Annotated in this window: 12 protein-coding genes; 6 read left to right on the top strand and 6 right to left on the bottom strand. The window is 38.2% G+C overall.

Going from position 1 to position 18,350, the window contains the following annotated elements; genetic code table 11:
* Positions 1-180: 180 nt before the first annotated feature.
* Positions 181-2,217 carry a Na+/H+ antiporter gene (locus tag J7E81_RS27490; protein ID WP_215047359.1) on the bottom strand — a complete coding sequence of 679 codons (2,037 nt, stop codon included), beginning with the start codon at positions 2,215-2,217 and terminating at the stop codon, positions 181-183.
* 288 nt (positions 2,218-2,505) lie between these two features.
* Between J7E81_RS27490 and J7E81_RS27485 the strand changes: the two genes are divergently transcribed.
* Complete coding sequence (locus tag J7E81_RS27485; RefSeq protein ID WP_215047358.1) at positions 2,506-6,474, top strand: endo-1,4-beta-xylanase; 3,969 nt, start codon at positions 2,506-2,508, stop codon at positions 6,472-6,474.
* A gap of 125 nt (positions 6,475-6,599) precedes the next feature.
* Here J7E81_RS27485 and J7E81_RS27480 read toward each other — a convergent pair whose 3' ends face one another.
* Positions 6,600-7,274 (bottom strand): uracil-DNA glycosylase, encoded by a 675-nt coding sequence (locus tag J7E81_RS27480; protein WP_215047357.1) that lies wholly within the window; start codon positions 7,272-7,274, stop codon positions 6,600-6,602.
* Between the two features lie 401 nt (positions 7,275-7,675).
* Here J7E81_RS27480 and J7E81_RS27475 point away from each other — a divergent pair, with 401 nt between their 5' ends.
* A complete protein-coding gene (locus tag J7E81_RS27475; protein WP_215047356.1) occupies positions 7,676-8,572 on the top strand; it encodes a DMT family transporter in 897 nt (298 codons plus the stop codon).
* A gap of 108 nt (positions 8,573-8,680) precedes the next feature.
* On the opposite strand, the gene J7E81_RS27470 is transcribed toward J7E81_RS27475, so the two are convergent.
* Positions 8,681-9,865 carry an ROK family protein gene (locus tag J7E81_RS27470; RefSeq protein ID WP_215047355.1) on the bottom strand — a complete coding sequence of 395 codons (1,185 nt, stop codon included), beginning with the start codon at positions 9,863-9,865 and terminating at the stop codon, positions 8,681-8,683.
* Between the two features lie 321 nt (positions 9,866-10,186).
* On the opposite strand from J7E81_RS27470, the gene J7E81_RS27465 reads away from it, so the two are divergent.
* On the top strand, positions 10,187-11,416 hold the full coding sequence (locus tag J7E81_RS27465; protein ID WP_215047354.1) for an MFS transporter: 1,230 nt from the start codon (positions 10,187-10,189) through the stop codon (positions 11,414-11,416).
* A gap of 10 nt (positions 11,417-11,426) precedes the next feature.
* Positions 11,427-11,984: a TetR/AcrR family transcriptional regulator gene (locus J7E81_RS27460; protein ID WP_215047353.1), complete on the top strand. Its 558-nt coding sequence runs from the start codon at positions 11,427-11,429 to the stop codon at positions 11,982-11,984.
* Positions 11,985-12,021: 37 nt separating this feature from the next.
* Here the strand turns inward: J7E81_RS27460 and J7E81_RS27455 are convergent, their stop codons facing one another.
* The gene (locus J7E81_RS27455; RefSeq protein ID WP_215047352.1) at positions 12,022-13,233 is read right to left on the bottom strand and encodes an AraC family transcriptional regulator; all 1,212 of its coding nucleotides are present in this window, start codon (positions 13,231-13,233) and stop codon (positions 12,022-12,024) included.
* Positions 13,234-13,743: 510 nt separating this feature from the next.
* Here J7E81_RS27455 and J7E81_RS27450 point away from each other — a divergent pair.
* Entirely contained in the window at positions 13,744-15,123 is a 1,380-nt protein-coding gene (locus tag J7E81_RS27450) for an MFS transporter (protein ID WP_251028919.1), read from the top strand.
* 165 nt (positions 15,124-15,288) lie between these two features.
* Here J7E81_RS27450 and J7E81_RS27445 read toward each other — a convergent pair whose 3' ends face one another.
* Positions 15,289-15,852, bottom strand: coding sequence for a TetR/AcrR family transcriptional regulator (locus tag J7E81_RS27445; protein ID WP_215047350.1), 564 nt, complete (start codon positions 15,850-15,852; stop codon positions 15,289-15,291).
* Between the two features lie 194 nt (positions 15,853-16,046).
* Between J7E81_RS27445 and J7E81_RS27440 the strand changes: the two genes are divergently transcribed.
* Positions 16,047-17,522, top strand: a complete 1,476-nt coding sequence (locus J7E81_RS27440; protein WP_215047349.1) for a DHA2 family efflux MFS transporter permease subunit — start codon at positions 16,047-16,049, stop codon at positions 17,520-17,522.
* 180 nt (positions 17,523-17,702) lie between these two features.
* Here the strand turns inward: J7E81_RS27440 and J7E81_RS27435 are convergent, their stop codons facing one another.
* The gene (locus tag J7E81_RS27435; RefSeq protein WP_215047348.1) at positions 17,703-18,272 is read right to left on the bottom strand and encodes a DUF4256 domain-containing protein; all 570 of its coding nucleotides are present in this window, start codon (positions 18,270-18,272) and stop codon (positions 17,703-17,705) included.
* Between the last annotated feature and the right edge of the window lie 78 nt (positions 18,273-18,350).

Below are 18,350 nucleotides of genomic sequence, written 5' to 3'. Positions count from 1 at the left end.
ATTGTAATTTAATGTAGAATAATTTAGTTAGAATGTCGACTTCTGTTATTACATGCTAGAGGAGGTATAGCCGGCAAAAAAAAGAAACAGGATCTATGATCCCATTTCATTATTTTACTTGTGCCTAAGACCCATTTGCTTTGCTAACTAGTTCTAATTTGTATTTTCCCTATTAGAAAGTTACTCCACATGTTCGTATAAAGTCACACTTTCAATGTAGTTTATGAATTTTCGAAGTTCTTTTGTTTGATCTCTGCCAATTTCACCAAACTCGTACATCCTATGTATTTCTGCACGTTCGATATCCATGACCCTCAGCCGCAGCTCTTCTTTTTGCTCTTCGCTTTTTTCATTATAACGGGCAGCCCGTTGTTTTAATTGATCAATGATTCGTTTGTAATCGAGGATCACCAGATTCACAGCATCTGTTATTTTATCTGATTTGTTTGAATATTCTTCTAGAAATTTTAGTGCGGCATGCAAGGATTTTAATTGAATTCCTCTGCTTACACGTAATCTAGCGACTCTTACTTCTTTATCTTTTCGATATTTTAGCCAAAAGCGGCCCCATGTTCTTTTTATTACCCGTAAAAGATACAAGGACCTCGAGCGAACATTGTTAGATAACGCTTCTTCACGATGATCCAGCGCTTTTTCAAACGTAGCAAATACTTCCTCATCCAGCCCTTTTTTTCTCATAAGCTCATGTAAATAGATTCTTTCCACTTTTAGTGCCAGTAATCGAGTTTCGGTTACCTGTTGTTGAAAGACATGGGAATATTTTGAGCTCGCATTCTTACTAGGTTGGATTTGATGAAATTTTCGTTTATATTCAGTCATTAACTCATATCCTGCGGCTTCATTTTCTTCGTTTATTTCTTCTCTAATCTTCTTTATCGCTGCCAGCAAAATCTTTCGCTTTGCCTCTTGAATGCTTATGTAATGCTTGTCCGTTCCTTCAATCTTTTCGCGTTCACTTAAAAATGGCAAAAACACTGTAGCAGCAAGCAGGGTAAACAGTATCACCCCTGCTGCCAAAAAGAGAAGCAAGGAACGTTCCGGAAATGCCGCGCCGTTTATCTTGGTAAAAGGAATCGAAAGTATGCCTGCCATTGTCACAGCTCCGCGAACACCTGTTAAACTAGTGATTAGTGCTGTTTTTATATCGGGCTTCGGTGTATTCTTTGTTCCTGCCTCATGATATTCATAATATGAAATAAAGTACGACCAGATAGCACGGATCCCAAGAATCACAAATCCAAGCGCGATCACATAACTAATGATTAACCCATTTCCTATATTGGGATTTCTGACAGCCTCCTCCATCGATGTTGGTATGTTTAATCCTAATAAAAGGAAGACAACACCGTTAAGTACAAATAACACAATTGACCAGATCCCCTCTGTCAATACTTGCTCTTCGGCTACGAAGGTTTCTGTTTTTTCTTTAACAAGTGAATGAAAAATTCCAGCAACAACAACTGCAATCACTCCAGAAGCATGCAGCAGTTCTTCTGCAATGATAAAAATAACAAACGGTGTCAGGAGATGTAATAAGGAATGAAATGTCACATCAATGATTCCTTGTTTTCTTAATAGATAGCGGACCCAAGTAATCAGGATTCCTAGGAATAGACCGGCGGCTGCCCCAACAATGAACATATAGGAGAAATCAAATATCGCCTCTTTTAAGGAAAAATAACCCGTTACAACAGCTGCAACTGCATAATTAAATGCCACCAAACCAGAGGCATCATTAATGAGGGATTCTCCTCTAACCAGATTTAACACCTTTTCTGGTATATGGATTCGTTTTGCAATTCCATTTACTGCAACAGGGTCCGTTGGAGACAGAATCGCTGCCAGTGCAAAAGCTGCTGGAAGGGGAATATTGGGAATCATCCAATGAATGAAATAGCCACCGCCAATAGTGGTGACCAAAACAAGGACAATGGCATTAGCAAGGATGGGTCTTCTCATTTTCCACAGTTCATCCCGCGGAAAATGCCGCCCATCGTTATATAACAATGGTGCTACAAATAGCAGCAAAAACCACTCTGCTTCCAGTTCAAGTGTTAATTTGCTTGATAGTAGGGCAATCATTATACCGAAGGCAATTTGTGTTAATGCTGTCGGAATAAACGGTATATAATGGCTGATAACATTTGATATTAATAAACATAGCAGCAAGATTAAAATAGTCATTAATAGATTCATCCTGTTACTCTCCTATTGTGATCAGTGTTTTTATTATCCCCATAAGTAAAAATATCGAAACTCATCTTCAAGTATTTTCCATCATTATTCAATGCAACACAAAACATAAAGTGTCTCACCCCCGCAAACCAGAAGTATCTTTAATTTCTTAAGTATTATCTTTAGTTTTTGGTGGTTAAAAGTTTTGAGTGCCAAGCTAGAATAAAAGAATAAGAGAATGAGAGGAGGGCAGTCCTTCATTTATAAGCGCTTCATTTGTTATGAAAAAAACTTTTGTGGGGGTAGAAAATGATAGGAAAGTTGAAAAGATTTATTTCATTACTTCTTGTAGCTTTTTTAGTAATTCCGACAGGCTGGATTGGACATGTTGCAAAGGCAGCGACAAATGGAGATATACCCGTTCTTTTGTATCACCGAATTGTTCAAACTCCTACCAACCAATGGACTGATACAAGCATTGATCATTTTAACCAGGCCATGAAGTACCTTCATGACAATGGTTACACCACGCTATCAGCGGATGAATATGTGAGCATCATGCAAGGAACTGCAACGGCTCCTGCGAAGGCTGTTTTATTAACCTTTGATGATGCTACTCCTGACTTCGTTACCACTGCTCTTCCCGTACTGAAGCAATATAACATGAAATCCGTTCTGTTTGTTGTCAGCAGCTGGATTGGCGGCGGTTACAGCATGTCATTAGACCAGTTGAAAAGTTTGTTGAATGAACCAAGTGTGAGCATTGAGAATCATTCCAAAACTCACGATCAAAACATCTGGGGAAATGGTGCTGCGGGTACTAGTCCAATGACGACTGCGCAAGCTTCAGATGAAATTGTAACAGCGGAAAATTATTTAAAAGATTTAACAGGCAAAGCTCCTGTCCTTTTAGCCTATCCATATGGTTCTTTTAATGCGACTGTAAAGGATGTTGCTAAAACCAACGGCATCAAGTATGCATTTAAGGTTGGTACCCCTAGTACTGGGGATTACGAAAAGGGTCGTTACTATGTATTAGATGCAGATTTAGCAACAATTGCAGGCTGGGTTGGCGGACCGGCACCTGAGCCAACAACTCCTCCAACAACCGGAGACCAAACGCAAACGGTTTTTCACGAAACCTTTGAAAATGGTTTAGGTGTTGCAACAAAAGCAGGCAACCCGCAAATAGAAGCAGTTTCCGGAAAGGTTTTTGACGGCAATGCTGATGGAAAAGCGATCTCTGTAAGCGGTAGAGTGAACAACTGGGATAGCGTAGATATCCCTTTCAGCAAAGTCGGCATGGTAAACGGCAAAAAATATACGATCACAGTCAAAGGGTACGTTGACGGTAGTGAAAGTGTTCTTGCAGGTGCACAAGCTTTGCTTCAGAATGTAAACAGCTATAATGGCTTGTATGTAGCAGCGGATTATAAAGCAGGACAAGCTTTTACGTTAACTGGAGATTACACCGTTGATACAAGCAAAGATAGCGCACTGCGTATTCAATCTAACGACGCAGGAAAAACTGTTCCGTTCTACATTGGAGATATCCTGATCACGGAAAAGGTAACTAGCCCTACTCCTGTGGTCACAAGACCAGCAGCGCAAACCTTCAATCCAATTACGTTTGAAAATCAAACAACAGGTGGCTTCGTGGGCAGAGCTGGTACTGAAACGCTAACTGTAACCAATGAAGATAACCATACTTCTGGCGGTTCTAATGCTCTTAAGGTTGAGGGCAGAACACAAGCCTGGAATGGTCCATCTTTAAATGTTGCGAAATACATTGATCTTGGACAAGAATATAAGATTTCTGCTTGGGTCAAGCTGATTTCACCAGAAAGCTCACAGCTTCAGCTTTCCACACAGGTTGGAACTGGCGGAGCTGCCAGCTACAATAACCTTCAAGGGAAAACAATCAATAAAGCAGACGGCTGGGTTAAGCTAGAAGGAACGTATCGTTATACCACTGCAGGCGACGAAAATTTGACAATTTATGTAGAAAGTTCAAATAACGCTACCGCATCTTTCTATATTGACGACATCACCTTTGAACCTACTGGTTCAGCTCCGGTTACAGTCCAAGATTTAACCCCGATAAAAGATGTCTATAAGAATGATTTCTTGATCGGAAATGCTGTATCATCAGCAGACTTGGATGGTGTTAGAGGCGACCTTCTCAAAAAGCATTTCAATATTGTCACAGCAGAAAACGCAATGAAACCAGATGGAGTGTATGATGCGAATAGACAATTTGACTTTACCGATGAGGACGCGCTCGTTAACAAAATTGCAGCAGCAGGCCTGAAATTACATGGTCACGTCCTTGTTTGGCACCAACAGACACCAACATGGTTGTATTCTGATGACAATGGACAGCCATTAAGTCGTGATGTAGCATTAGCCAATTTAAGAAGACATATTGACACAGTCGTTGAGCATTACGGTAACAAGGTCGTTTCTTGGGACGTGGTCAACGAAGCGATCAATGATGGCATAACAAATCCAGCAGATTGGCAAGCAAACCTGCGTCAATCCGGTTGGTATAAAGCGATTGGACCGGACTTCGTTGAACAGGCCTTCTTAGAAGCAAGAAAAGTAGTTGACGCACATGGTTGGAATATTAAGCTTTATTACAACGATTACAATGAAGATAATCAGAACAAAGCTCAAGCCATTTATAACATGGTCAAAGATATCAACAACAAATATGCACAAACTCACCCGGGAAAACTTCTTATTGACGGTATCGGAATGCAATCGCACTATAACTTAAACACCAATCCTGCAAACGTTCAAGCGTCCATGGAAAAATTTATTTCTTTAGGTGTTCAGGTTAGCATTTCAGAGCTTGATGTTACCGCTGGAAGCAACAGCCAACTGACCGACAAGCAAGCGAATGATCAAGCTTATCTATACGCGCAATTGTTCAAGATTTACAAAGATCACGCATCTCACATCGGTCGCGTTACCTTCTGGGGATTAAATGATGCGACAAGCTGGAGAGCTGCCCAAAATCCGCTTATTTTCGATAAAAACTTGCAAGCGAAACCTGCCTACTATGCTGTCACAGATCCGGATAAATTTATCGCAGAACATTCACCTGAAGTGAAAGTCGCTAAACAATCTACCGCTTTATTCGGTACTCCTGCCATTGATGGAACTGTAGATGATATTTGGAAGAACGCACCCGAACTTCCAGTTAACCACTATCTACAGGCATGGCAAGGGGCAAATGGTGTATCCAAGGTCCTTTGGGATAAGGAAAACCTGTATATTTTAACGCAGGTGAGCGATTCCTCGCTCGACAAATCAAGCCCTAATCCATGGGAGCAGGATTCAGTCGAAGTCTTCGTGGATGAAAACAATGCAAAGACATCGTCTTATGAAAACGGAGACGGACAATACCGAGTAAACTTTAACAATGAGACTTCCTTTAACCCTGGAAGCATTGCCAATGGTTTCAAATCGGCAACCCATTTATCGGGTAATAGCTACGTCGTTGAAATGAAGATTCCGTTCAAAACGGTTACTCCACAACACAACTCAAAAATTGGTTTTGACGTACAGATCAATGACGGTAAAGATGGTACACGTCAAAGTTCTGCTACATGGAACGACACAACTGGTAATGGATATCAAGATACTTCAGTGTTTGGCGTTCTAACACTTGTTGACACCGTCGCACCCGTCACTGCTGATAATGCACCTACAGATTGGGTTAATAAAGATGTTAAGGTTGATCTTTCAGCGACTGATAATAGTTCTGGTGTTAAAGCTACGTACTACAAAGTTGATAACGGTGACCAACAAACTGGAAATTCAATCACTATTTCTGATGAGGGTGTCCATAAGATCACTTATTGGAGTGTAGACAACGCTGGAAATAACGAAGCGCAACATACAGCGACGGTCAAAATTGACAAGACAGCACCAAGGTTAACTATTACTCTAGATAAAACGACAATTTGGTCACCGAATCATAAAATGGTGCCTGTCACCGCAACTATTCGTTCGTCTGATACCGCATCAGGAGTTGACTCAGTTGTGTTAACTTCCATTACTAGTAATGAGAAGCTTCAAGCTGATGATATTCAGAACGCTAAATTGAATACAGCCATTACTGGTTCTACTGCTACCTTCGATCTTCGTGCAGATCGTTTAGGAAACGGTAACGGACGTGTTTACACGATTACTTTTTCGGCTACAGATAAAGCTGGTAATGTAACAACTAAGAGTGTTACTGTCACTGTTCCACACGATCAATCTAAATAATATTTAAAATGTTGAAATACCCTGAATGTACACCATTCAGGGTATTTCTTTGATTAGATTTGTTATAGATAGCCTAAACGTTTGTGGCGTATCTGCATAGAAACAAACACCATTAGACTTTTTACCTAAATGTTTGAGATTGTCCAGTCAATCTCCTTTTGCCCTGTTTGGCGTAAGAACTCATTAGTCCGGGAAAAAGGCTTGCTGCCAAAAAAACCACTGTTGGCAGAAAACGGACTAGGATGCGGTGATTTTATAATAAAATGTCTTGGTGAGGTAATCAGCTGTTGCTTTTGCTGGGCAAATCTTCCCCACAAGATAAAGACTACAGGTGTCGTTCGTTCATTCAGAATTTCTATGATTCTATCAGTAAACTTTTCCCAGCCTATCCCTTTATGCGAGTTGGGCTTTCCTGCCTGTACAGTGAGCACTGCATTAAGCAGCAGCACTCCCTGCCCCGTCCAATCCGTTAGAGATCCATGATTTGGTACCTCGCAGCCTATATCATCATGCAATTCTTTATAAATATTTTTCAATGAAGGCGGTATGCCCACCCCTGGCTTGACGGAAAAACTAAGTCCATGAGCCTGTCCCTCTCCATGATACGGATCCTGTCCGATAATCACCACTTTTGTATCCTCAAAGGAAGTAAAATGAAGTGCATTGTATATATCATTTCTATCAGGATAAATTACTTTATTTTGGTATTCTTCCTTTAGTTTTTGCCGCAAACGCAGATAATAGCTTTCTGTGAATTCCCGTTCTAGTAAAGGAGCCCAGTCATTTTTTAAAATAGTCATTACATAAACACTCGTTTCATTTTGGGTTGTCTATTTATTATAAATACCTGTAGAAGATGTTATCAATGTCAAAAACATTATTTCCTTGATTGATTGAATAAAAGAATAGAAATAGGCAGGCATTTTAGTGGATCTGCCTTTTCTACATCATCAAATACCCTATCAGGAAATGAGGTAAACATTAGGAGGTCACCTGTAGTGGCGATGATTTGAATTATGTGGCAGTTTAACTATGCTTCTTGGGAATCTAACAGTCATGGTAAATTTTATCCAAGATTTCTTAATTGAAATATTTTATCAAGGGGCGTATTCTATGAAAGTTATTGTTTTTTTTAGTGATAGGACATTGGCTCCAAAGTTTATGAGCCAGTTAGTTAGTTTAATAAGGGAGAAGGGCTTTGATGAATGGAAAATGGTTTTTAATGATGGCAGGCTTAATCATAATTTGGAGTGTTTCTTGGCCCATTTATAAACTTGCATTGGTATTTACACCTCCATTGCTTTTTGCAGGGATGCGGTGTTTGTTTGGCGGAGTGCTGTTAGGTGCAGTCATTTGGAAAACACGTGCCCGCATTCAATGGCGAAAGAATTGGAAAATATATGTTGTTACCGGCACTTTAAATATTGCGTTGTTCTATGGGCTGCAAACAGAGGGGCTTAAATTAGTACCATCGGGTTTATTCTCTGTAATTGTCTATTTTCAACCTATTTTAGTAGGTCTTCTTGCTTGGCTATGGTTAGGCGAATCGATGACACTAACTAAAGTATTGGGGCTGCTTCTAGGGTTTCTTGGAGTCATTTCTGTCAGCGCAGAGGGATTTTCCGGCCATGTCTCAATTTTAGGTATTATATTCGGTTTATTATCAGCCCTTTCCTGGGCGTTAGGGACGGTTTACACCAAAAAAAATGCTCACTCGGTTGATACTCTTTGGATGGTTGCTTTCCAGTGTTTAATTGGGGGATGTATTCTTATGATAGCCGGACTTTCGTCTGAAAAATGGACTAGCATTGTCTGGAATGATACTTTTTTGTGGGGGCTTTCATTTGGTACAATTCTCGGAATCGCGATATCATGGATTTTGTACGTCATACTTGTGAAAACAGGGGACGCAAGTGTTGTGGCAACATTTACATTTTTAGTTCCAATGCTCGCAGTTGTCATAGGAACTGTATTTTTGAACGAACCCTTTACGAAACTCTTATTTTTAGGAATTGTACTAATTGTGGCTAGTATTTATCTCGTAAATAGGAAGCAGACCACGAAACAGGTTGTCATTAAAGGGAAAATTGGAGCTTAATATTTCAGAAGGAAAACGAAAGCAGACCCTCGTTTTATTGTTATAAGTTTGACAAGCACTGAGCCCCAAAATCACAAAAGATTTTGGGGCTCAAATTTATGGCTTTTTTTAAATAATCTGTTCCAAGACATTTTGTTCAAATGGCAGGCTTAAATCAGTTATTTCTAGGAAATTCTTAATTGCCAGGGTACAGGCGCCCAATACACACGCTTTTCTCCCAAGCCTTGATAATAAGAATTCTTTATAATTACTAATGGAGGATTTTAAGTTTGTTTTAATTTTACTCTCAACATCAGGAAATAATTGCAATAATTCACTATTAAACACTACTGTATCAGGATTTAATATATTTATTATATTATTTAAACCGATAGAGATATACTTAATAAACACGTCTATCTGAGTCATAACTACTGGGTCTCGTAAAGCAATTAGACTTTCAAGCTCTTTATAAGTCAATTTGGCTTTATTTAGTTTTTTAGATAATTGTTTAAAAAAGCTGACTTCTGAAGTGTAAAGCTCCCAGCAGCCGGAATTACCACAATTACATAATTCCCCATTAGGATTAATGATCATGTGGCCCATTTCACCTGCATGTCCCTGATATCCTTTTACCAATTCACCATTAATCAAAAATCCTAGGCCTATTCCAGAATACATACTGATATTGATTAAGTTCTCACTTCGATGGCAATTAAAGACCTTTTCCGCAAATGTACATAAATTTGCATTATTTTCAATATAAACCATCATATCTAAATTTTTCTCTAAGTCGCCCTTTAAATCCTTGTTATGCCATTGATGCTGTGGAACAAAGCCGATGGTTTGGTCACTCTTCACAGTTCCATGAATTCCAATGACTACGCCAACAATCCCAAATCGACTTTTAGAATATTTTTCTTTATATTCGCTTATATGGTCGATTAATATTTGAAGAATCTCTTTATAGTTCGAGTTTTCTACATTTAAATTTTCAGAATGAACTGGATTCCCCAGAATATCGGATACAGCAAAAGTTATATTTTGATAGTCTAAATCAACTCCTAAAGCATAACCAGCATCCGCATTTAAAGATAGCATGATTGGCTTTCTTCCAACATGGTTATACTCCTGCTGCGATTCAACTATTATCTCTTCTTTTAGTAGATTTGCTACCTGTACAGAAATAGTAGCTTTAGTTAAGTTAGTAATATTAGATAAATCAGCCCTCGAAATCTTTCCATGTTCTATAATTTTACTAATAATCAAGCTTCTATTTATCTTCTTAAGATAAGTACCTACGCCTATTTCCATGAAGATCACCCTTCTACTCATAAAAACATCTATCTAACTCCTTGACATGCTACATTAATAGGTTAGTCCATGACCAAGTTTATAGATTTCCTAACAAACAGAATGTTTTCCAGTGCAAAATCATTATTTATTTTTCGATACCCTAAATATTATATAGATTTATAGTAGCAATATTGAATACGTTTTCACATCCAATATTGCTATCTTTTATATAAAATTGCGTATTGGTTTTAAATATTTTTATAATCATTTACAATCTGACCATCGTCAGATAAAATACTTTTTATATTTGAAAGTATATATCATTTTGAGGTGATTCTTATGTCTGACCAAATCGATTCAGCTACAAAAGTAAAAGTAAGCTTATGGACCCGCTCTTTCCTCTTTATTATGGCAGCAAACGGCTTGCTGTTTATGGCGTTTGAAATGTTGCTTCCCACCTTGCCCTTGTTTGTATCAAGCATTGGAGGTGAAGCTTCCCAAATTGGCCTGATCACAGGGATTTTTACAGTTTCAGCTATTCTTGTCCGCCCATTTTCTGGGATACTCACAACCAGATTCAATAAAAAATATCTACTGATTTTCGGGATGGCAATTTGTGCACTTTCAACAGGGTTTTACTACCTGGCGTCAGATTTTTGGACACTTCTTGCTATTCGTTTAATTCATGGGATTGGATTTGGATTAGCAACCATCTATATTACAACCATTGCGGCTGAAAATATGCCTAAGGAGCGAATGGGTGAAGCTATGGGTTATTTTGGTGTTGGGGAGACCATCGCTATCTCTCTAGGGCCGGTAATAGGGGTTAGTCTGTTACAATCCTTTGATTTTAATGGCATGTTTTGGAGTGCTATGGCGATTTCTCTCTTAGCAATATTATTCGCCTGTTTTACTTCTAGAAAATCTGAGTTTAGTAATGAAAACGGGACTGAAAACCATACTCCTTCAAAATTCAAATGGGTCGAAAAACGAGTATTGCTCCCTTCTATTCTTATCTTTATGACAGGAATAGCTGCTGGTGGTGTCATGTCCTTTACGGCTTTATACGCAGTAGAAAAAGGATTTCACCTTGTTGCATGGTTTTTCTTTCTTTCCGCAGCGAGTGGTCTAGTGGTGCGGGTGATTTCCGGAAAAATGTTTGACCGTTATGGACCCGGAGCAGTTTTAATACCCTCAGGAATGATTACGATAGCGGGGGTTATTGTGTTATTATTAGCACATAATGAACTCCAGTTTCTTATAGCCGGATTCCTATATGGCTCAGGATTTGGGGCTATTTTTCCAGCACTTCAAACATGGTGCTTAAGCATGGTAGAAATATATGAACGCGAAAATTCTATTGCCTCCTTTTTTAATTTCTTCGATTTTGGTTTAGGAGGAGGTTCACTTATTCTTGGTCTCGTTGCAGAAGCATTTTCATACCAGTCAGTATATTTCGTAGCTATAATCGCTTATTTATTGTTTCTACTTATCTATATAATTTATACTGCCAGTAAAAATAGACAGATAGCCGCTGCAAAAAATCAGAAGGATTCACTTTTTCGCTAATGGAGGTAATATGAGCAAAGAACAGATTAAAAAAATCGCCATAAAACATTTTAACCAGTTTGGTTATGATGGAACTAAAATGGCTCAAATCGCTGAAGAGGCTGGAATTCGCAAACAATCCCTTTCTTACCACTATCCAACAAAAAAAGTGTTACTTATGGAAGTGTATAAAGAGGTAATCGAAGAAGAATGTACCTTTGTTCGTCACTATTTTGAAGAACATAAAGAGGAACCATTAGAAAAACAGTTGTATGATTTTATTACTGAACATAAGAATCGTTTTTTGACAGAACCTAATGTTACCTTAATGTACTCATTATCATTCATTACACCACTAGAGGTACATGATTTTGTACTTTCACAGTTCCGGATGTACTTAACAGCGTTAAAAGAGGTACTAAGATTATGCTTTACCCGGCATAAGAGTAGATTAAGTCCTGAAGAATGTACGATTGCTTTTGTTACGATGCTGGATGGTCTAGATATTCAATTAGTATATGAAACACGCCTAGCTTACGAAAGAGCCCAAAAGATCACATGGGATATTTATTGGAAAGGTATCCAATAGATGCCTGCTTAACATTCAAAAAGAGGCCATGAGTTAATCATGTGCCTCTTTTCTTACTGCCTTTATATTCTGTTGCTGTCATTCCTGTAACTTCTTTGAATACCTTACAAAAATAATTATAGCTGCTAAAGCCTACTTGGATACCAATATCTGTAATCGATAACCGCCCTTGTTCAATGAGAAAAATGGCCTCATCGATCCGCTTTTTATGAATATAATCAATCACACTTATTTGCACTTCCTGTTTAAATTTCTTTGCAAGATAAGTTCGATTAAATCCAATTTCATCAGCTATAGTTTGCACATTAATAGGTTCATTAAAGTAGAGATTTATATGCACTAAGGCTTTCCTTACGACAGGACTATATCCTTTAACTGCAAAGTTCTTTACCGCCTCACAATATTCTTCTATCATACTGAATTCCACTGTATCTAATTCCGACATAGACACAGCCTCCTCAATCCTCAACGCGAATTTATCGGAAATTGCATGTAAATATTGTGGTTCAACTCCTCCTTTAGCCGCAGCGATCCTATACAGGGTATTACTCGAAAAGGTAATATTTTTTTTTGCCCTTAATGGATTCCCTGGGACTCTATATAAAAAATCACCTGTATATTCAGGCAATGCTTTCATGGCACTCTCTTTATCCCCAGTTTCAATAAAATGTAAAAACTTCTTTTCTGCCTCATACCTTAGTTTAATGTCCAAGCCCTTCCGGTCATAATCCTCTAGCTGTACCAACGGCTGATCGCGCTTATCTCTGTTATTCATCATAATAAATTGAGAGTCAATATGCGGGTTAACTATTAGATTTACTAACATATCACCGACTGCTAGGTATGATTGTCCTAAATAGACTAATGATTTATAAAACTTTTCTAAAGGGTTGAACCAGGTATTTTCAAGACGATTGTTCCTAATTATATTCCATAGAAATGAGTCATTAACCCGCTCATTTAAGAAAGGGCCAACTAAAATAATTTCAGTAAACTGTGCTTCTTTCTGGTTACCAACCGCGAAATACGAGAGTTGAAAAGAATCTGTATGAAAACAAAAACTATTTTTATTTGCCTTTTCTAGCGCTTGTTGAAGATCAGAGTAGATTCTTTTTCGTGCTTCAACCAAAATGAGCGGCTCATTATCACTAGATAGGTGAAAAATCGTTTGAAACTGATGATCAAACACCTGAACATCTATATTAAAAGCATTTTTAATAAGCAAACATTTACTTAGAAGTTCATCCATTTTAATCACCTTTCGAATCATTTACCACATTATTATCTAGATCATAGTAAGAATGGAAAAATTATTTTTTTTACAAAGTCTCAATTTTATAAAAAAAACAACAAAATTGGATGTGAAAACGCTTTATTATCCTTATTATTTGAATATGTTAATGATACCAATTAACGGTTAAGCCAACAACAAGTTTAAGTTTAAGTAAGGTTGGGTAATTTGGGTTATTTTGGTCATTTCACCTTAGAAAAAGACTCGAATAAAGGAGGTAATGGATGATAATTTGAATCTTCAATTGGTTTGTTTAATAAATTAACTAATTAATTGAAATCTCTCTAGAAAGGTCTGTTAATGTACTTTTTTCAATAGGATTTGAAAGAGATTTTACAGTAAATACTTTAACGCTTTTTGGAACACCAGCAAACAGGACTAATTCTAAATTCAACCAACTTTATATTACTAAAACTGAAAGCGTTTTACGAATTCTTATCATATTTAAGAATAATGGGGGTAACACTGATGCAACAATTTGGATTAAAAGACAAAATCGGCTACATGTTTGGAGATTTTGGCAATGATTTTTTCTTTGCAATCGTAACTTATTATTTAATGGTTTTTTATACGGATATTCTTCATATCAGCCCTGCAACTGTTGGTGTCCTCTTTCTAACGGCCCGATTATGGGATGCGGTGGCTGATGTTACTTGGGGACGTTTTATTGATTCTAGAAAAGCTGGGATAAATGGTAAATTTAGACCGTGGATTTTAAGAATGTCGATCCCGCTAGTGATTTCAGGTGTATTGATGTTTGTGAAAATACCAGGTGTATCAGATGGTTTTCATTTAGCATGGGCATTCGTTACGTATATTTTATGGGGAACTCTTTATAGCACAGTCAATATTCCATACGGCTCCATGGCATCTGTGGTGACAGATAATCCGAATGAACGTACAAGTTTAGCCACTTGGAGAACAGCAGGTGCAAACTTTGCCTGGTTAATCATTGGGGCTGCATCTCCATTTATCTTTTTTGTTAATAATCAGGCAAATGCAAATCGTTTTCTAATGGGGGCAGTTATTTTTGCTATCCTTTCTCTTGCTTGCTACATGGCATGTTATAAATTATCAACTGAACGAATTGAAATGAACACTAAAACTCAGGAAAAAGTTAACCTTGGAAAAACCTTAAAAGGTGTTTTGAAAAATAAAGCATTGTTGGTGCTTCTGCTTGCTGCATTGGTTTTACTTGTAGTTACCATGCTCCAAGGAACTGTTCAAACGTACTTACTGAAAGATTACTTTGGTAGTGCCACAACCTTAAGTATCATGACCACTGTCCAAACTGTTCTAGCATTCGTAGCTATACCCTTAATCACTCCATTAGCGAAAAAGTTTGGAAAAAAAGAAATGTCCGGAATATCGATGGTGATTTCTGGTGTTGTGTACACTGCAATGTACTTCATGCCAAATATGAGTCTAACAACATTTATTGTTCTTTCATCTCTTGCTTACTTTGCACTTTGTTTCTTCAATACAGCAATTTGGGCATTTGTAACAGACTGTATTGATTACCAGGAACTATTAACAGGCATAAGAGAAGATGGAACGATCTATTCGATTTATTCCTTTTCACGCAAAGTAGGCCAAGCTGTAGCTGGCGGTCTTGGTGGTTTTGCCCTTTCCGCTGTTGGATACGATGCTACGCTTAAAGCACAAACAGCAGGTACACTTCATGGGATTTTCTCACTTAATACAATTATAATGGGAGTCGGCTATGCTGTAGTAGGATTAATCATCCTATTCTTGTATCCATTAAACAAAAAACGCACACTACAACTAACCGTTGATTTAGCAGAAAAAAGAAAAGCTCCGCTTGAATCAAGCGGCAAACCAGCTTAACGTTTGGAAAATCAAGGGGCACCTATTAATGGGTTCGAGCTAATCTGAAAAACAAATATGATATTAAAAAGACGTGCGAACCAACCATTGTTCGATACGTCTTTTTTCTTTTTTAAGAAATGGTCATCAGAAAAAAATGTTGTCTCCAAACTATGAAGGTTTCCGTTAATTATTGAACCTCTGCATAATAAGCTCTGCTAAGTAACTTGGGCTATAAGGGGTCCCTTCTTGTATCCACCATGTAATGATGCCAAGTGACGAGGCAACAAGAATCTCTTTGGGCAATTGGAACGACTGCCCTTTTGCTCTGCGATTTACTTCCGAATAAGTGACGATATCTAACAAGATACCAAACACTCTTTTGCGGAAGTCCTTGTTTTCGAGCATTACATTGTAGAGTCTTGCATTTCGATAAAAATGCTCAAGAAAGGAGACCAGCTTTCCCGGAGGTGTTTGAACTTTCATGGTCCGTTGCCCCTCTGGTGAAGATTTCATTGTATCATTTAGCTCTTCGAATACTTCCTCAATCATTTGCTCCATTAGATCGTGAATATCGTGATAGTGTAAGTAGAACGTCGCCCGGTTTAATTCGGCTCGGTCCGCAATCATTTGTACTGTCAATTTACTTGCGTCTTCATGTTCCTGAATCAATGAGATGAGTGCCTCTTTAAACATTTTCTTTGTCCGTTTGATTCGTGGATCGGTCTTTAACTTCTCTTGATTAGACATCTTATCAGTCCTTCGTCTATAATTTCCAACTTTATCGACAAACACATTATAGAATGTTGATTAGTTTACATTTAATCAAAAAGTGTTTATGGTTTTACCACTATTCTCATGGTAGTATTTAATTTATTGATACACTATCAATTAAACGACAACATGTCAATTAAATAACAAATGGGAAAGGAATTTAATCATTCATGAATAAACCAATAAAAAAAGGGCCTCTAATTTTCGTCTTATTGTTAGGCTCATTTTTATCCGTGTTAAATCATACGATTTTAAATGTGGTATTGCCTGATTTGATGAAGGAATTTGAGGTCTCAGCCACTACCATTCAATGGCTGTCAACTGGTTTTATGCTCGTAAATGGAATCTTAATCCCGGTAACAGCCTTTTTAATGCAGCGTTTTACCACTCGGCAGCTTTTTATTAGCTCAATGGTTTTATTGCTTGTGGGGACCTTCATCAACGCCATCGCCCCGAACTTTGCTCTTTTATTAACTGGAAGGCTAATTCAGGCTGCCGGAGCAGGTATCATTATGCCTCTATTAATGACCGTTACTCTTACAGTGTTTCCCGAAGAAAAACGGGGCACGGCAATGGGAATGCTCGGACTTGTAATGATTTTTGCACCAGCAATTGGTCCGACTTTAGCTGGATTCATTATTGAACACTTTTCATGGCGGTGGTTATTTATTGGCATGTTCCCTCTGGTCGCCATCGTGATTGCTTTATCCTTAAAATATCTAGTAAATGTATCGGAAACCTCTAAACCAAATCTCGATATCACCAGTATTATTATGTCTACTGCAGGGTTTGGTGCATTGCTTTATGGATTCAGCATTGCAGGCGACAAAGGCTGGGGAAGTGTTTTGGTTTTGGGCTGCATAACAGCAGGTATATTATTTTTAATACTCTTTTGCTGGCGGCAGCTGGCTTCGAAGAATCCATTGTTAAATATCCGAGTCTTCAGAATCAGAATGTTCACCATGACCACCATTGTTAATATTTTGGTGACGATGGTCATGTATGCGGATATGATCTTATTGCCTATCTACTTGCAAACAAGTAGAGGATATACCGTTCTTGAAACGGGACTGCTATTACTGCCTGGTGCTCTCATTAATGCAATCATGTCTCCGATCACCGGCAGGTTATTCGATAAATTCGGGGTAAAACCGCTAGCAATAATCGGGTTACTCTTTATTATCGCGGCCTCATGGGGAGTTACCGATTTAAGTGAAACGACTAGTTATAGTTATTTGCTAATTCGAACTATCATCTTGCGAATTGGTATGTCTTTCATTACGATGCCGATTACAACCGCAGGACTAAATGCTCTTCCGAAACACCTGCATTCCCACGGTTCAGCTGTTTCTAACACCGTCCGCCAGGTAGCGGGTTCGATTGGAATTGCACTGGTGATCACCATTATGACAACCAGAGCGAAAAGTCATGCTACTGAGCTCATTCTTTCTGGTAAAGGGCTGTCTAAATCTCAGCTAATGATGGAATCTTCTATACTTGGCACAAGTGATGCCTACATTTTCACGGTCATTTTGGTCATCATCGCCTTCCTTTTGACTTTATTAATGCCTAGAAAGGGAGCTCCTAAGCAAGAGAAGACCATAATAGAACAGCACCACAATACGCAGCCTGCTGAAGAAAGTTGAATTTTCGAAGTGAGTAAAATAAAGTATATGTAGAAAATTTAATGGTTATAGTAACCGACGCTGGCTGGGCCTCAGCTTTTTAATTAAAGAAAGAAAAAACTGACTCTACCATCAAAAAATGGGTGGAGTCAGTTTTTTTTTTACAGATTACTAAAAACCATTTGTATTAAACCTTTTTCCTCAAATGACACTTAGCGAGCCACGGAAGCCCCTGGCAGCATAGTAGGATTCTGCTCCATTGTGGTACTTAAAGACAGTGTCGTAGCGGCGGTCACAAAAGATGGCCCCGCCAAGTTTTCTAATATTAGCAGGTGTTTTCACCCAGCTCGATGTTTTAGTATCGAAATTTCCAAGTTTCTGCAGTTCTCGGTATTGTTCTTCCGTTAAAATCTCAATACCCATGTCAGCAGCCATATCAATAGCGCTGTTTTTTGGTTTGTGTTCTTTCCTCGACTCGAGCGCTTCACGATCGTAACACAGACTCCTGCGTCCTTTAGGACTTTCTGCTGCACAATCATAAAAAATGTATTCGTCTGCCTTTATATCATATGCAACAACATCCGGTTCACCGCCAGTTCTTTCCATTTCATTAAGCGACCACAGTTTTTCAGTATTCGTTTCTAGCTTTGTTTGTACTTTAGCCCATTCGAGTCCATTATGGCGATTCATGTTTTTCTCAAAACGGACTTTTAATGTTTTGAGTATTTCTTCATGTTGTTCTGGTGACAACTTCCTTTTATCATTTTCCATACTAAAACCCTCTTTGTATAATAGGATTAGAACTACCTTTTTTAGATTACTTCATTTGCCCCGAGAGAATTCGCCTAC

It is taken from the genome of Bacillus sp. ISL-18, from assembly GCF_018613415.1.
Taxonomy (GTDB): Bacteria; Bacillota; Bacilli; order Bacillales; family Cytobacillaceae; genus Neobacillus.
Note: the sequence above shows the minus strand (reverse complement) of the source record. Positions and strands in the feature narration are given on the sequence as shown.

Coding starts and splice junctions, on each gene's coding strand:
- J7E81_RS27485 (WP_215047358.1), top strand. CDS start 2,506: ATGATAGGAAAGTTGAAAAGATTTATTTCATTACTTCTTGTAGCTTTT.
- J7E81_RS27435 (WP_215047348.1), bottom strand. CDS start 18,272: ATGGAAAATGATAAAAGGAAGTTGTCACCAGAACAACATGAAGAAATA.
- J7E81_RS27445 (WP_215047350.1), bottom strand. CDS start 15,852: ATGTCTAATCAAGAGAAGTTAAAGACCGATCCACGAATCAAACGGACA.
- J7E81_RS27480 (WP_215047357.1), bottom strand. CDS start 7,274: ATGACTATTTTAAAAAATGACTGGGCTCCTTTACTAGAACGGGAATTC.
- J7E81_RS27465 (WP_215047354.1), top strand. CDS start 10,187: ATGTCTGACCAAATCGATTCAGCTACAAAAGTAAAAGTAAGCTTATGG.
- J7E81_RS27460 (WP_215047353.1), top strand. CDS start 11,427: ATGAGCAAAGAACAGATTAAAAAAATCGCCATAAAACATTTTAACCAG.
- J7E81_RS27455 (WP_215047352.1), bottom strand. CDS start 13,233: ATGGATGAACTTCTAAGTAAATGTTTGCTTATTAAAAATGCTTTTAAT.
- J7E81_RS27490 (WP_215047359.1), bottom strand. CDS start 2,217: ATGAATCTATTAATGACTATTTTAATCTTGCTGCTATGTTTATTAATA.
- J7E81_RS27470 (WP_215047355.1), bottom strand. CDS start 9,865: ATGGAAATAGGCGTAGGTACTTATCTTAAGAAGATAAATAGAAGCTTG.
- J7E81_RS27450 (WP_251028919.1), top strand. CDS start 13,744: ATGCAACAATTTGGATTAAAAGACAAAATCGGCTACATGTTTGGAGAT.
- J7E81_RS27440 (WP_215047349.1), top strand. CDS start 16,047: ATGAATAAACCAATAAAAAAAGGGCCTCTAATTTTCGTCTTATTGTTA.
- J7E81_RS27475 (WP_215047356.1), top strand. CDS start 7,676: ATGAATGGAAAATGGTTTTTAATGATGGCAGGCTTAATCATAATTTGG.